This is a genomic window from Cupriavidus sp. BIS7, assembly GCF_000292345.1.
In the GTDB taxonomy this organism is placed as follows: Bacteria; Pseudomonadota; Gammaproteobacteria; order Burkholderiales; family Burkholderiaceae; genus Cupriavidus.
Map to the genome: position 1 here is coordinate 55,617 of NZ_ALOU01000031.1, position 13,520 is coordinate 69,136.

Consider the following 13,520-nt stretch of genomic DNA (forward strand, 5'->3'; position numbering starts at 1 on the left):
GCAAGGGCGTACGGTTTTGCGTGCCTTGATCGGCTCGGCCCGAAGGTCAATACCACGCAGTCACTGAGGCCGATTTGTTCGTCGAAGATCCGATCGGCACGGTGGCCAACCCCATGTCTCAGCAAGAGCAGGACGCCAAGTTCATGGAGCTGACCGTCGATGTGCTTGGTGCCGATCGCGCGCAGCCGCTGCGGCTACCTGTTGGCGCCGGGCGCTTCATGCCCGCGCCAGTGCGAAGGTGAGACGCCGAACCAGATCGAGAACCAGCGTGTGAACGAACTCGGCATGGAAAAGCCGAGCAGTGCCGCCGTATGCGCAAGCGGAAAGTGAGGGTTGGCGAGATATCGCATGGCCAGTTCGCATCGCACCTCATTCACCAGGTCTGTGTACACGGTGCCCAAGGCCTTCAGTTGCCGCTGCAGCGTGCGCACGTTGAGTTCCAGCTTCTGTGCAATGCGCTCGATCGAGGCACAGCCCATGGGCAGCAGCAGATAGATTGCCTGGCGGACTTCCAGCACAGACGATGCCGCGCTCGCTTCCGGTAGCCGATGCTCCAGGAAGCGGCGAGCGTACTCGGCCATCATCGGATCCGCGTCCGTGCTCCGGTGATCGAGATCGGATGTTGCACAGACGATGCCATTGAAGTCGCTGTGGAACTTCAACTGACACCGGAAGACCTGCCGGTGCAGACACAGGTCATGCGGCGCACCATGGGTGAAGTTGACGCTTAGCGGCTGCCAGCGCTCGCCCAGGATCAGTTTGCAGGCCTGATGCAGCGTGCCGATCGCAAGCTCGTTGGCCTGGCGCGAGGCGGGTGCCTTGTCGAGCACAACTTCGGCGCGCACGATGACCGTCTTGCCAACCTCTTCCACCAGCATCGCAAGCGATTCGTTCATCAGGCGGCGGTATCGGACCAGGGTATCCAGCGCATCGCGCAGGCTGGCCTGATGCGCCAGCACCAGCCCGATGGCGCCCAGGTCGGCAAGCTTCCGCGTCTCTGCCATGCGCAGGCTGAACGTCTGGCATTCGCTCACGCGGGCGGCCTCATCGAGCAGCGCCATGGCCGAATACGCCGGGATGCGCCGATCGGGATCCTGGAACATGGCTCGTGTGAGACCGGCCGTTTGCAGGATGGGCAGCGTTTCCAGCTTCAACTGCCGCGCTACGTCGAAGTAGTTCTCCAATGCCGCTGCACGTATCTGCGCTTCCATGGTCCGTCTCCCCTTTTGTATTTCTGGCAAGGATGGTGTTCGGACGGCACGTCTAGTTTGATCTCGATCAAGGCGATCCGACCCCGAGCGATGCGCTGGCGCCAAACGCAACGCGCTTGTCGCGCAATGAAAAGTCCGGCCAATTTGCAGGGGCTAACTTGGAACCAACGCGACGAGCGTTGATTGCCAAAACAGAACACACAGGATCACACAGGAGACAGACATGACAGGCAGCAAGATTTCTTATGGCACCAGCCGGAGGGCCGCATGATGCGCGTGGAACAACTGACCGCCAGCATCGGCGCCGAACTGGTTGGCGTGAACCTGGCCGATGCCATTCATGATGATGGGCTGTTCGAAGAGATTCGGGCGGCGCTGCTTCAGCACAAGGTACTGTTCCTGCGCGACCAGGACATTTCCCGCGCCGAGCATGTCGCGTTTGCCGAACGCTTTGGCAGTCTGGAAGACCACCCCGTGGCCGGCAGCCATCCCGAGTACCCCGGTCTGGTCCAGATCTACAAGCGGCCGGACCAGCCGCTGGATCGTTACGAGAACGCCTGGCACACCGACGCCACCTGGCGCGAGGCGCCCCCGATGGGATGCGTGCTGCGCTGCGTGGAGAGCCCGGCAGTAGGCGGCGACACCACATGGGCCAATATGGTTCTGGCCTACGAGAACCTGCCCGAGCACGTGAAGCAGCAGATTGCCACGCTGCGCGCACGCCACAGCATCGAAGCAAGCTTCGGCGCGGCCTTGCCGATCGAGAAGCGGCTCGCGCTGAAGGCCCAGTACCCGGACGCGGAACATCCGGTGGTGCGCGTGCACCCCGAGACCGGCGAGAAGGTGCTGTTCGTCAACGCCTTTACCACGCACTTCACCAACTTCCATACGCCGGCGAATGTGCGCTTCGGCCAGGACGGCAATCCGGGTGCAGGCGACCTGCTGCGTTACCTGGTCACCCAGGCCTTTATCCCCGAGTACCAGGTGCGCTGGCGCTGGCGTCCCAACAGCATGGCGATCTGGGACAACCGCAGCACCCAGCACTACGCCGTGATGGACTACCAGCCATGCCACCGCAAGATGGAACGCGCCGGCATCATCGGCGACAAGCCATTCGGCATTGGCGAACGTGAAGTGGTTGCACGCAAGGCTCAACCGGCATTGGCCTGAACATATTCTTCCAGGAGCGAGACATGGATTTCATCGACGGTTCGTTGTTCCCCGAAAACCAGCAGAAGCTGGTCATTACCGCAGCCCCGTACGGCCCGGAGTGGATGCCCTCCGATTTTCCTGAAGACATTCCGGTGTCGATGTCGGCGCAGATCCAGAAGGCCGTGGACTGCTACAACGCCGGGGCCACGGTGCTGCACGTGCATGTGCGCGAATCGGACGGCAAGGGTTCCAAGCGGCTGTCCAAGTTCAATGAACTGCTTGACGGCATCCGTTCCCGCGTCCCCGACATGATCCTGCAGGTGGGCGGCTCCATCTCGTTTGCACCCGAGAACGAAGGCGATGTTGCCAAATGGCTGTCGGACGATACGCGCCACATGCTGGCCGAACTGAAACCCACGCCGGACCAGGTAACGATTGCGATCAACACCAACCAGATGAACGTGGTCGAGCAGATGTGCCCGGCCGATATCGTCGGCACTTCGCTGGCCGATCCGGTGGCCTATCGCGCCTATCGCGAAATGACCATTCCCGCCGGGCCGGAATGGGTGGAGGAGCATATCCGCAGGCTCAGCAGCAACGGCATCCAGACGCATTTCCAGCTTGCCACCAGCGCGCAGCTGGAAACGGTGGAGCGGATGATGCGCCGTGGTACGTGCAATGTGCCGCTGATCCTGACCTGGGTGGCGATTGGCGGCGGCTTCGAGGCGCCCAACCTGTACAACCTCGCCAACTTCGTGCGGGCGTGCCCGAATGGCTCGGTGCTGACGGTGGAATCGTCGATGCTCAACGTGCTGCCGCTGAACATGACGGCGATTGCCATGGGCCTGCACGTGCGGTGCGGCATCGAAGACAACATCTGGACGCAACGCCGCGACCGCAAGATGGGCACGGTCGAGCAGATCGAGCAGCTCGCACGCATTTCGCACGAGTTCGGGCGCGACGTGGCCAATGCCAGCGAGGCACGCAGCATCTACAAGATCGGCACCTTCTATGACAGCGCCGATGAGACGCTGGCACAGAACGGGTTTGCACCGAACCGCAAGCCTGGCCAGGTTGGATTCACCCAGCGCTTTGCCAAGGTGTAAGACGCAAGAAGCACATTAACGCCATCGAATGCGGATGCCCGCGCAGTTCCTTCAGTCATCGCTGGGGAATTGCGCGGGCACTGCATTTTTTGCGTCTTCGGACCTCGTACGGTCCCTTCACAGGGGGCATCGGCGGACGCTGCCCGTTGACGGGCGTGGTGGGAGAAAGGCGGTGAAAGGCGGCAAAAAGGGGACGAAAAGGGGGCGAAAGCCGGGGCCTTCGCCGGCAATGACGCATAATCGCGCCCTGGGCAGCGATGCGCCCAACGCCCGTCGCCTGCAGTTCGTATCTGGCAGAGCGCTTGACGTGTTCCCCGGATTTGCCTGTCTTTCATGGAATCTCGCATGGCTCCGATCGTCCAAGCGGGATGACAAGAGACATGACGGGAAAGCCCCCCAACTCAATGACCACGTTTCGGAATTTTTTTGCCCACTGCGCGCGCTGGCGCGTTCTTGCCGGCATTGGCCTGGCCTGCGCGGCCGGCTGCGCCAGTGCGTCACCGGTGGACCTGCCAGGGACCATCCCCAATATGGTCGGCCTGGGCATTGGTTCAACCACCCAGTACGCCGGCGCCAACGAGCGGATCATCGGCGCATTGCCGGGCCTGCGATACACGACCGAGGGCGGCAAGCTGCTCGAATGGTATGGCCCGTACGCGCAGTTCAATTTCGGGAGCCTGACCGGCTTCCAGTATGGCCCGGCTGCTTCGCTGCGCCTGGGACGAAAGAATGTCGACGATCCCGTGGTGGCACGCGTCCATGAGATCGACACGACAGCGGAGGCGGGCGGCTTCGTCGGCTACGAGTACATCCACGCCGGCGGGATCCCGTATCGCCTGCGCGGCAGCATCAATGTCATGACGAACGCGGGCATCGTGTACGGCGGCCCCCGGGTGTCCATGAACGGAAGCTTCTGGATGCCGGTCCACCCGCAGGTGCTGGTTGGCGTGGGGCTGGGCCTGACCTGGGTGAGCCGCAGCTTCAACCAGACCTACTTTGGCGTGACGCCCGACGACAGCGTGGCAAGCGGCCTGCCTGTCTATTCGCCAGGCGGCGGGCTGCAGCAAGGCACGGGATGGCTGGCGGCGATCTACCAGATCGACAAGCACTGGTTCGCGGGGGCCATGGTCTACGCGCAGCGCATTACCGGCAGCGCCGCGGACAGCCCGATCGTCAGCCAGCGCGGCACGCGCAACCAGATCACCTACGGCGCCGGATTGGCATATTCGTGGCGGTGACGGCCGGGACCGTCACATGCCGCTCGCATGTACTAGGCTCGTAAGACCCTGGATGACCAGACCGAACGGAGCCGCTCATGTCTCTTATTCGCCCGATGGACCCGGCCTTCCCGATTGACCGTCAGCTCGCGCTCGATGCGGCGCCGGTTGTGCTGGTGAACGTATTCACGATGGACAAGGCAGATGAGCCGGCCTTTCTGCAAGTGTGGACGGATGATGCGGCGTTCATGAGACGGCAACCCGGCTTTATCTCGACCCAGCTGCACCGGGCGATTGGCGATAGTCCAACCTATCTGAACTACGCGGTCTGGGAGTCCACGGCTGCATTCCGGGCCGCGTTCATGCACCCGGAGTTTCAGGCGAAACTGCCGGCCTATCCCGCATCGGCGGTTGCCAGTCCGCACGTGTTCCAGAAGGTCGCGATACCTGGCATCTGCGTCGCGTAGCGGGCGCATCGCCTGCCCCTCTCGCGACGCGCGATCTTGTCTGGACGACGCTCAGCCGAACTTGCGAATGGCGTCCAGCGCCAGCCCTGAGCCGATGCCGCCAAACAGGTCACCCTCCACGCGGCGCGCGCCGGGCAGCAGTTGAGCCAGTTGTTCGCGCAACAGCGGTACGCTGCTGGAGCCGCCGGTGAACAGGATCGTATCGACGGCGTCGGCGGTGACGCCGGCTGTCTTCAGCATGCCTTGCACTGTCGTGGCCGTCTTGCCGACGAGCTTGGCGATCGACTCGTCGAATTCCTCGCGAGTGATGGCGAGCGTGGTGTCCGGCGCGACGCGGCCCATGTCGACCACGGTCTGCGCGTCCGTCGACAGTGCGATCTTGGCGGCTTCCACCTGAATGGCCAGCCAATGTCCGGCGCGTTCGCGGATCAGCCGGATCAGCCGGTCCAGCTTCGTGGTATCCGCAACGTCGCGGTAGTTGTCCATGACGATGGACCACGCCTTGCGCGTGTAGACCAGGTTGATGGTGTGCCAGCTTGCAAGATCGAAATACTGGCCGGACGGCATGGCCTTGCCGTTGCGCAGTTCGCTGCCCAGGCCCAGCATTGGCATCACGCTGGCCAGGCTCAGCGCGCGGTCAAAATCGGTGCCGCCGATGTGCACGCCGCCGTTGGCGAGGATGTCGTCCAGCCGGTCGGTACGGCGCGCGCGCTCGGGCGACAGGCGCACCAGCGAGAAGTCGGAGGTACCGCCGCCGATATCGGCGACCAGCACGAGTTCCTCGCCGGAAATGCCAGCCTCGTAATCAAACGCCGCGGCGATGGGCTCGTACTGGAACGCGATGTCACGGAAGCCGGCATCACGTGCAATCTCGGCAAGCGTATCTTCCGCGAGCTGGTCGGCGGCGGCATCCTCGTCGATGAAATGGACTGGACGGCCGAGGACCGCCGCGCTGAATTCCCGACCGGCGGCACGCTCGGCGCGGCCCTTGAGTTCGCCGATGAAGTGGGCCAGCAGCTTGCGGAACGGCATGGCCTGACCCATCACCTCGGTGCTGTCGTCCATCATCGAGGTGCCCAGCAGGCTCTTCAGCGAACGCATCATGCGACCCTCGTAGCCGGCCAGATAGTCGGCCAGCGCCGCGCGGCCGTAGCTGACCAGCGGGTCTTCGGCGTGGAAGAAGATCACCGACGGCAGGGTTGCCTTGCCGTCCTCTAGCGGTAACAGCGTCGGGGCGCCCGGGCGAACCCACCCGACGGTGGAGTTGGACGTGCCGAAGTCGACACCGCATGCGTTTGAGATCATGAAATTCCGGATTGAGGTACAGCAGAACTTAAGGCAGTGCCCGGCCGGGCCCGCCGCGCGGGGTCGCTATTGTATTGGTTTTCTCGGAGGGCGGGGTTGGGTGCCGCCAGCGCCCCCGGATGGCATGGCGGATGAGGCTGATTCGACGCGATTCGGAAAAAATCGACTAAATACTGTGAATTCAAGTCATTTTCCGAATTGATGTGAAGGGGCTAATCTGTCACCTGGGCTGAATCCAAAACGCCTGGCGGAGACATCGCCCCTCCGCGCCACGACTGCATCGTTCCCGCTCCCAGCGCTCAACCGGCAGCCCGGCAAGAATCCGGCGAAGCCAGCCCTGCTGCGGACTGCCATCCAGGCAGGGCCACGATTTGCATCACGAATTGCACCATGTGCGCCATGACCTCGAAGAATCGCCCCATCTCCTCCCTGCTTGCCACTTTGCTGGTGCTCACTCCCGTGCTGGCCTGGAGCGCGACAGCCGCGTCCAGCGGCGCCGCCCCCGTGGCTTCAGCCGTCAGCCGTGATAGCGCGCTGTTTGGAACCCGCGCCGGAGTGGACACGGTGACACGCACCATCGACGTTGCCCCCGGCATGAAGCGCGTGACCGTCGCCTCGGGCGAATCGGTGGCATTCCGCGCCGGCGGGCAGACCATTGGGTGGACGTTCCTCCAGTCCATCAACGGCAGTGCGATGAACCTCGCCGTGCTGATGCCGGGCGTGCCGCAGGCCCATGACGTCTACGTGTTCATCGAGCCCAGCCAGATTTACAGCGCGGGCTGATCAACGTCCCATGCGGCGGTCATAGCTTTGCGAGATGCGCTGGACCAGGCCCGGATCGCGCGTGTCGTCGGCGTTGAACTGCACCACGACGCTCCCGTCCTGCTGCTGGCGCACATTGGCCGTGACCGCCGTACTGCCGTAGTTTCCGGAGATCAGTCCGCTGACCTGGTTCTGCACGTTGATCGACACGCCCTGATCGCGCATGGCATCGGCCGCCGCGAAGAAGGAACGATCGTAGCTGGCGGGCACCGTGCCGGGCGGATAGCCATAGTAGGTACAGCCACCCAGTATCAGGCCGAGACAGAGCGTCCAGATCGAAAGCAGGCGTGTCATGGTGAGTCCCCTCCCGTTTCATGGCCGGTGTGAACCGGTGTGAACCTATTCTAGGTTGCACTGGCAAGAAATCGCGCTGTTTCGATCAGGATGGCTCGCCGCGTTGCGAGCTTTATTGCGCCGGCGCCTTCGGTGCCGCGCTGAACGTCTTGTTCGAGATCTTCCAGACGCCGTCGATCTGCAGCAGGTTCATGTAGTCCGTGAACGTCACTTCGGGGTACTGCAGCACGACCTTCGCTGTGGCCGCATTGCCGACCACGTCGAAGCTGGCGATGAAACGCTTGCGCTGTGCTTCGTCAGCGGCGGGCTCGCCCTGGAAGCGGGCCGAGAATTCATCGACCGTCAGCGCATGCAGGGTGCCGTCGCGGAACGACATGATCCGGGCGTCGGCATGAAAGGCGCGGCGAATGAATTCGGCGCGGCCGGTACGGTGGCCTTCCAGGTAGTTCTCGATCGGCTCCAGGGCCGCCAGGTATTGAGCAGGGATTGCTTGGTTCGTCACGATGTGTCCTCCAGTACGTAATCGGAAACGCCTCGCCATCGGTCCGCGGGCGGTCTGCATTGTATCCGTAAATTGCATACAAAAAGACCGAGGCGATTGAAGACGGCGAGGTGCCCGCGCATGGGACACATAAAAAAACACGGGCGGGAGTCCGGAGGACACCCGCCCGTGCGTTGGCGTTCAGGGTGCAGCGATTACTCGTTCACAGCCAGATCCGACTCCGGCACATCGAATGCCGGCTTCTTCGGCCCGCGGTTGCGCCATGCCGACCAGGTCACGCCAACGATCAGCAGTGCCGAGATCACCACGAACGTGCAGCTGATGGGGCGCTGTACGAACACCATCATGTCGCCGCGCGACAGCAGCAGGGCACGGCGGAAGTTCTCTTCCACCATCGGTCCGAGCACGAAGCCGAGCAGGATCGGTGCCACCGAGAACTCCAGGTACATCAGCAAGGCGCCAATCAGGCCGAACGCCAGCACTTCCCAGATCTGGAACAGGCTGCTCTGCGTGCTGAACACGCCGACCGCAATAAAGAACATTGCCGACGGGAACAGGTAGCGGTAGGGCACCTGCAGCAGCTTGACCCACACGCCGATCATCGGCACGTTCAGGATCATCAGGATCACGTTGCCAATCCAGAAGCTGGCAATCAGGCCCCAGAAGATGTCCGGGTGATCGCTGATGAGCTGCGGCCCCGGGGCGATGCCCTGGATCATCAGCGCACCGAGAATCAGTGCCATCACTGCGTCGCCGGGGATGCCCAGGCTCATGGTCGGGATGAAGTCCACCTGCGTCTTCGAGTGCGCGGACGCTTCCGGTCCCGCCACGCCGGCGATCATGCCGGTGCCGAACTTCTCGGGCGTCTTGGAGATCTTGCGTTCCAGCGCATAGGCCACGAACGTCGTGATCGTCGGACCAGTGCCGGGCATGGCGCCGAACAGCGTGCCCACGCCGGTACCGCGCACCATCGGCCAGAAGGCCTGCTTCAGCTCGGCCAGGCTAGGACGCATGTCGCGGATGCGCAGCTTGGTGTTGCTGGTCACCGCGGTCATGCGGTTCACGTTCAGGATGAAGTCGGCAACGCCGAACAGGCCCATCGCGATCGCCACGAGTTCAAGACCGTCGCTCAGCTCAGGGATGCCCATCGCAAAGCGGAACGTACCGGTGTTCACGTCGGTGCCAACCACGCCGCAGAGCAGGCCGAACAGCGTCATCGCCACGCCCTTCAGCGGCGAGCCGCGCGACATCGTCGACCCGGCCAGCAGGCCCAGCAGCATGATCGAGAAGATCTCCGCGGGACCGAACTTGAAGGCGATGGCCGTCAGCAGCGGCGATGCGAAGATCATCACCAGAATGCCCACCGACGCGGCGAAGAACGAGCAGATCATCGTGATGCCCAGCGCCGTCCCGCCCTTGCCGGCCTTGGTCATCGGATAGCCATCGATACAGGTGACTGCGTGCGGCGGGTGCGACGGCAGGTTCAGCAGGATGGCGCCGATCGCGCCGCCGTATTGCGAACCGTAGAAAATACCGGCCAGCATCAGGATGGCGGGGACCGGATGCATCACGTAGGTCAGCGGCAGCAGGATCGAGATCGCCGAGAGCGCGCCCATGCCGGGCAGCACGCCAATCAGGTTCCCGACCAGCACGCCGAAGAACGACCACATCAGGTTGGTGCCCTGGAACGCGACGCCAAAGCCGAACCAGAGATCATGTAAGGCATTCGAAACCATGGTACTCACGCTCCCCACGTAAACAGAGGAAGCTGCAGCTGCAGCGCCCAGGAAAACACCACTGCTGCGATCACGCACATTGCAACCGACAGCAGGAAGGCCTGCTTGATGCTGTTGCTGCGATCACCAAGAGCGGAGATGAACACGATGGCGAACGTGGCGGGAATCATGCCGCCGTACTTGCCGAACAGCAGGAAGGCGAGAGTGCCCAGCACGATGCATACCGTGCCGCGCAGGTCCGGCGCGGCGTGGCCGTGCCCGTGCCCATGGCCGGCCGCTGGCGCGCCCTGGGGCGCATCGCCGCGCGCGGATATGGCAATCAGCACGCCGACGAAAGCCAGCAGCGACCCCACGGCCACCGGGAAGAAGCCCGGCCCCATGTGACTGAGCGTACCGGTGTGATACTGCATGCCGGCCCATACCGCAGCCAGCCCGACCAGTGTCATCAGCGTGCCGCCGTAGTAATCCTTCTTGAATCCTTTGGATTGGCTCATTTGAAGGCCCTCCTCCGGTTGCGCCACTGGGGCTGTCCTTCGGCTTTGTCCGCTGCAGATGCGCGAACGCCGCTATGTCGACTGGTCATGCTCTCCTCCATCCTTTCAGAACGCCAACGGCGCCAAGCGCCTGTAGACAGGGTAGTCGCGGCGCGCCGGGTCCGAGCAATCTATAAGGGATGGCTTGCAATCGCCTTTCGTTAGCCTTGCGCCAACCTTTCGAAATGCATCATGTTGTGATCCATAAGAGTCTTGCGGGGCCAAATTCAGTGAAATCCCTAGGCTGGACATGCCCTTCCCTCGCCTGTCCGGGTGTCTGGATATCCATACAAGGCCGGGTTTGCATGTGTGCGCTGGCAGCCATTGCGGCGTACATTGATCCGGAGAACCGGACATGACCCTGGAGTTCCTGAAAACCCTCTACGGTGCTTTCCTGCGTGCGCGCCGGGTGACGCACCATTTCCGCCGGCTGGCCCTGTTCGAATCATTGGGCGAGCCGGGGCTGTCGCGCGCGATGCCCGAAGCGCTGACGCGTGCGCTGCAGCGTGCGGCGCGGGACGATGTGCCCGCCGTGCTGGTGCGTCTGCACTCTCATGAGGACGGCCTGACCACGGAAGAGGCGCAGGAGCGTCTCAAGCGCGTTGGGCCCAACGAAGTCGACCACGAGAAGCCGCTGCCGGCATGGCTGCACCTGTGGCAGTCCTACCGCAACCCGTTCAGCCTGCTGTTGACGGTGCTGGCCGTGATTTCCTGGCTGACCGAGGACGTCAAGGCCACGGTCGTGATCGGTTCCATGGTGGCGCTGTCGACGCTGATACGGTTCGTGCAGGAGCGCCGCTCGAACCACGCCGCCGAAGCCCTGAAGGCCATGGTCAGTACCACGGCCACCGTCGTGCGCCGCGACATGGCCGCCAGTGTGACGGCAACCAGCGCGCAGTACCTGCATCTGCCTTTGCACTCGAAGCCGCCAGCCAGGATTGAAGTGCCATTGCGGGAACTGGTCCCCGGCGAGATCGTCGCGCTGTCGGCGGGCGACATGATTCCGGCAGACTGCCGCATCCTCGTCGCCAAGGACCTGTTCGTAAGCCAGGCCGCAATGACCGGCGAGTCGCTGCCGGTCGAGAAGTTTGCGGACCGGCGCCAGGGCGCGGACAGCCCGCTGGAACTCAGCAACATCGCCTTCATGGGCACCAACGTGGTGTCCGGCGCGGCAACTGCGCTGGTGCTTGAGACCGGTAATCGCACCTACTTCGGCACGCTGGCCGCGCGCGTGACCGCCACCGACCGTACGGTGACCGCATTCCAGGCGGGCGTGAACCAGGTGAGCTGGCTGTTGATCCGCTTTGCGCTGGTGATGGTGCCGATCGTGCTGCTGGTCAACGGCTTCACCAAGGGCAGCTGGATGGAGGCTTTTTTGTTCGCGTTGTCGGTGGCGGTGGGCCTGACGCCGGAGATGCTGCCGATGATCGTCACTTCCACGCTGGCCAAGGGGGCGGTGCTGCTGTCACGCCGCAAGGTGATCGTCAAGCGGCTCGATGCAATCCAGAACCTCGGTGCGATGAACGTGCTCTGCACGGACAAGACCGGCACGCTGACGCAGGACAGGATCGTGCTGGAACGGCATACCGATGTACTGGGCCACCTGTCGACGGAAGTGCTCAAGCACGCCTACCTGAACAGCTACTTCCAGACCGGTCTGAAGAACCTGCTTGACCGCGCGGTGCTGGAGCATGTGGAACTGCAGCGAGAACTCCAGCCCGTGCAGGACTACCGCAAGGTCGACGAGATTCCGTTCGACTTCCAGCGCCGCCGCATGTCGGTGGTGGTATCCGAACGCGACGACCACAACGAACTGATCTGCAAGGGCGCCGTCGAGGAAATCCTGAGCGTGTGCTCGCGCGTGCAGATCGACGGCAACGCGCTGGCGCTCGACGATACGCTTCTGGAACAGGTGCGTCAGGTCACGCAGGATCTCAACGCGGAAGGGTTGCGCGTGGTGGCGGTCGCCATGAAGGAAACGCCGCCGGCGCTCACCACCTACGGCGTGGCTGACGAACGCGATCTCACGTTGATCGGCTATATCGCCTTCCTCGACCCGCCCAAGGAATCCACGGCGCCGGCGCTGTGCGCACTGGCAGCGCATGGCGTCACGGTCAAGGTGCTGACCGGCGACAACGAGCTGGTCACCGCCAAGATCTGTCGCGAGGTTGGGCTGGAGATCGACGGCATCCTGCTTGGCTCGGACATCGAAAAGATGGAAACGGCGCAGCTCTCGCGCCTTGTGGAGACGCACAACGTCTTTGCGCGCCTGTCGCCGCTGCACAAGGAGCGCCTGGTCCGTGCGCTGCGGGCCAACGGCCATATCGTCGGCTTCATGGGCGATGGCATCAACGATGCCCCGGCGCTGCGCGCCGCCGATATCGGCATCTCGGTGGACAGCGCGGTGGACATCGCCAAGGAAGCGGCCGATCTGATCCTGCTGGAAAGGAGCCTGATGGTGCTGGAGGAGGGCGTCATCGAGGGCCGGCGAACGTTCTGCAACATGCTCAAGTACATCCGCATGACGGCCAGCTCCAACTTCGGAAACGTGTTCTCCGTGCTGGTGGCCAGTGCGTTCCTGCCGTTCCTGCCGATGCTGCCGTTGCAACTGCTGGTGCAGAACCTGCTGTATGACATCTCTCAGATCGCCATTCCGTTCGACCGCGTGGATGACGAGCTTGTGGCGCGGCCATTGCAGTGGAACCCGGGCGATATCGGCCGCTTCATGGTGTTCTTCGGGCCGATCAGCTCACTCTTTGATATCACCACGTTCCTGGTGATGTGGTTTGTATTCGGCGCCAGGACGGTTGCCGGGCAGTCTCTGTTCCAGTCCGGCTGGTTCATCGTGGGCCTGCTTACGCAGACGCTGATCGTTCATATGATCCGCACGCCGAAGCTGCCATTCATAGAAAGCCGCGCGGCTTGGCCGCTGATCGTGACGACCGGGGTCGTTATGGTATTCGGGGTGTTCCTGCCGATGGGGCCTCTGGCCGGCTACTTCAAGCTGCAGGCGCTGCCGGCCGCGTACTTCCCGTGGATGCTCGGCATCGTGCTGAGCTACACGCTGCTGACCACGGCAATGAAGCGGTTCTATATCCGTCGCTTCGGCTGGCAGTAGGGCCGGCCCATGCCCCGGCGACAGGTCAACGCACAGACGAAAAAAACGCCCGCGAGA

12 protein-coding genes are annotated in these 13,520 nt (G+C 63.2%); 6 read left to right on the top strand and 6 right to left on the bottom strand.

All coding sequences use genetic code 11. The annotated features are described in order from the left end of the window. Positions 1 to 194: 194 nt before the first annotated feature. Positions 195 to 1,211: an AraC family transcriptional regulator gene (locus B552_RS0111725; RefSeq protein ID WP_019449213.1), complete on the bottom strand. Its 1,017-nt coding sequence runs from the start codon at positions 1,209 to 1,211 to the stop codon at positions 195 to 197. Between the two features lie 270 nt (positions 1,212 to 1,481). Between B552_RS0111725 and B552_RS0111730 the strand changes: the two genes are divergently transcribed. The 4 genes from B552_RS0111730 (at position 1,482) to B552_RS0111745 (ending at position 5,153) form a co-directional block, all read left to right on the top strand. Continuing rightward, the gene (locus B552_RS0111730; protein ID WP_026035572.1) at positions 1,482 to 2,381 is read left to right on the top strand and encodes a TauD/TfdA family dioxygenase; all 900 of its coding nucleotides are present in this window, start codon (positions 1,482 to 1,484) and stop codon (positions 2,379 to 2,381) included. A gap of 23 nt (positions 2,382 to 2,404) precedes the next feature. Further along, positions 2,405 to 3,469, top strand: coding sequence for a 3-keto-5-aminohexanoate cleavage protein (locus B552_RS0111735; protein WP_019449215.1), 1,065 nt, complete (start codon positions 2,405 to 2,407; stop codon positions 3,467 to 3,469). 404 nt (positions 3,470 to 3,873) lie between these two features. Next, positions 3,874 to 4,707, top strand: coding sequence for a MipA/OmpV family protein (locus tag B552_RS0111740; protein WP_019449216.1), 834 nt, complete (start codon positions 3,874 to 3,876; stop codon positions 4,705 to 4,707). 77 nt (positions 4,708 to 4,784) lie between these two features. After that, on the top strand, positions 4,785 to 5,153 hold the full coding sequence (locus tag B552_RS0111745; protein ID WP_026035573.1) for an antibiotic biosynthesis monooxygenase family protein: 369 nt from the start codon (positions 4,785 to 4,787) through the stop codon (positions 5,151 to 5,153). Between the two features lie 51 nt (positions 5,154 to 5,204). Here the strand turns inward: B552_RS0111745 and B552_RS0111750 are convergent, their stop codons facing one another. Beyond that, entirely contained in the window at positions 5,205 to 6,458 is a 1,254-nt protein-coding gene (locus B552_RS0111750) for an Hsp70 family protein (RefSeq protein ID WP_019449218.1), read from the bottom strand. Positions 6,459 to 6,857: 399 nt separating this feature from the next. On the opposite strand from B552_RS0111750, the gene B552_RS0111755 reads away from it, so the two are divergent. After that, positions 6,858 to 7,241 (top strand): CzcE family metal-binding protein, encoded by a 384-nt coding sequence (locus B552_RS0111755; protein ID WP_237718197.1) that lies wholly within the window; start codon positions 6,858 to 6,860, stop codon positions 7,239 to 7,241. On the opposite strand, the gene B552_RS0111760 is transcribed toward B552_RS0111755, so the two are convergent. The 4 genes from B552_RS0111760 to B552_RS0111775 form a co-directional block, all read right to left on the bottom strand. After that, a complete protein-coding gene (locus B552_RS0111760; protein WP_019449220.1) occupies positions 7,242 to 7,574 on the bottom strand; it encodes a hypothetical protein in 333 nt (110 codons plus the stop codon). Between the two features lie 112 nt (positions 7,575 to 7,686). After that, the gene (locus B552_RS0111765) at positions 7,687 to 8,076 is read right to left on the bottom strand and encodes a nuclear transport factor 2 family protein (RefSeq protein WP_019449221.1); all 390 of its coding nucleotides are present in this window, start codon (positions 8,074 to 8,076) and stop codon (positions 7,687 to 7,689) included. A gap of 194 nt (positions 8,077 to 8,270) precedes the next feature. Beyond that, positions 8,271 to 9,812, bottom strand: a complete 1,542-nt coding sequence (locus B552_RS0111770; protein WP_019449222.1) for a tripartite tricarboxylate transporter permease — start codon at positions 9,810 to 9,812, stop codon at positions 8,271 to 8,273. A 5-nt stretch (positions 9,813 to 9,817) separates the two neighbouring features. Continuing rightward, positions 9,818 to 10,306, bottom strand: coding sequence for a tripartite tricarboxylate transporter TctB family protein (locus B552_RS0111775; protein WP_019449223.1), 489 nt, complete (start codon positions 10,304 to 10,306; stop codon positions 9,818 to 9,820). Positions 10,307 to 10,706: 400 nt separating this feature from the next. Here B552_RS0111775 and mgtA point away from each other — a divergent pair, with 400 nt between their 5' ends. Then, a complete protein-coding gene (gene mgtA, locus B552_RS0111780; RefSeq protein WP_026035574.1) occupies positions 10,707 to 13,463 on the top strand; it encodes a magnesium-translocating P-type ATPase in 2,757 nt (918 codons plus the stop codon). Positions 13,464 to 13,520 lie beyond the last annotated feature (57 nt).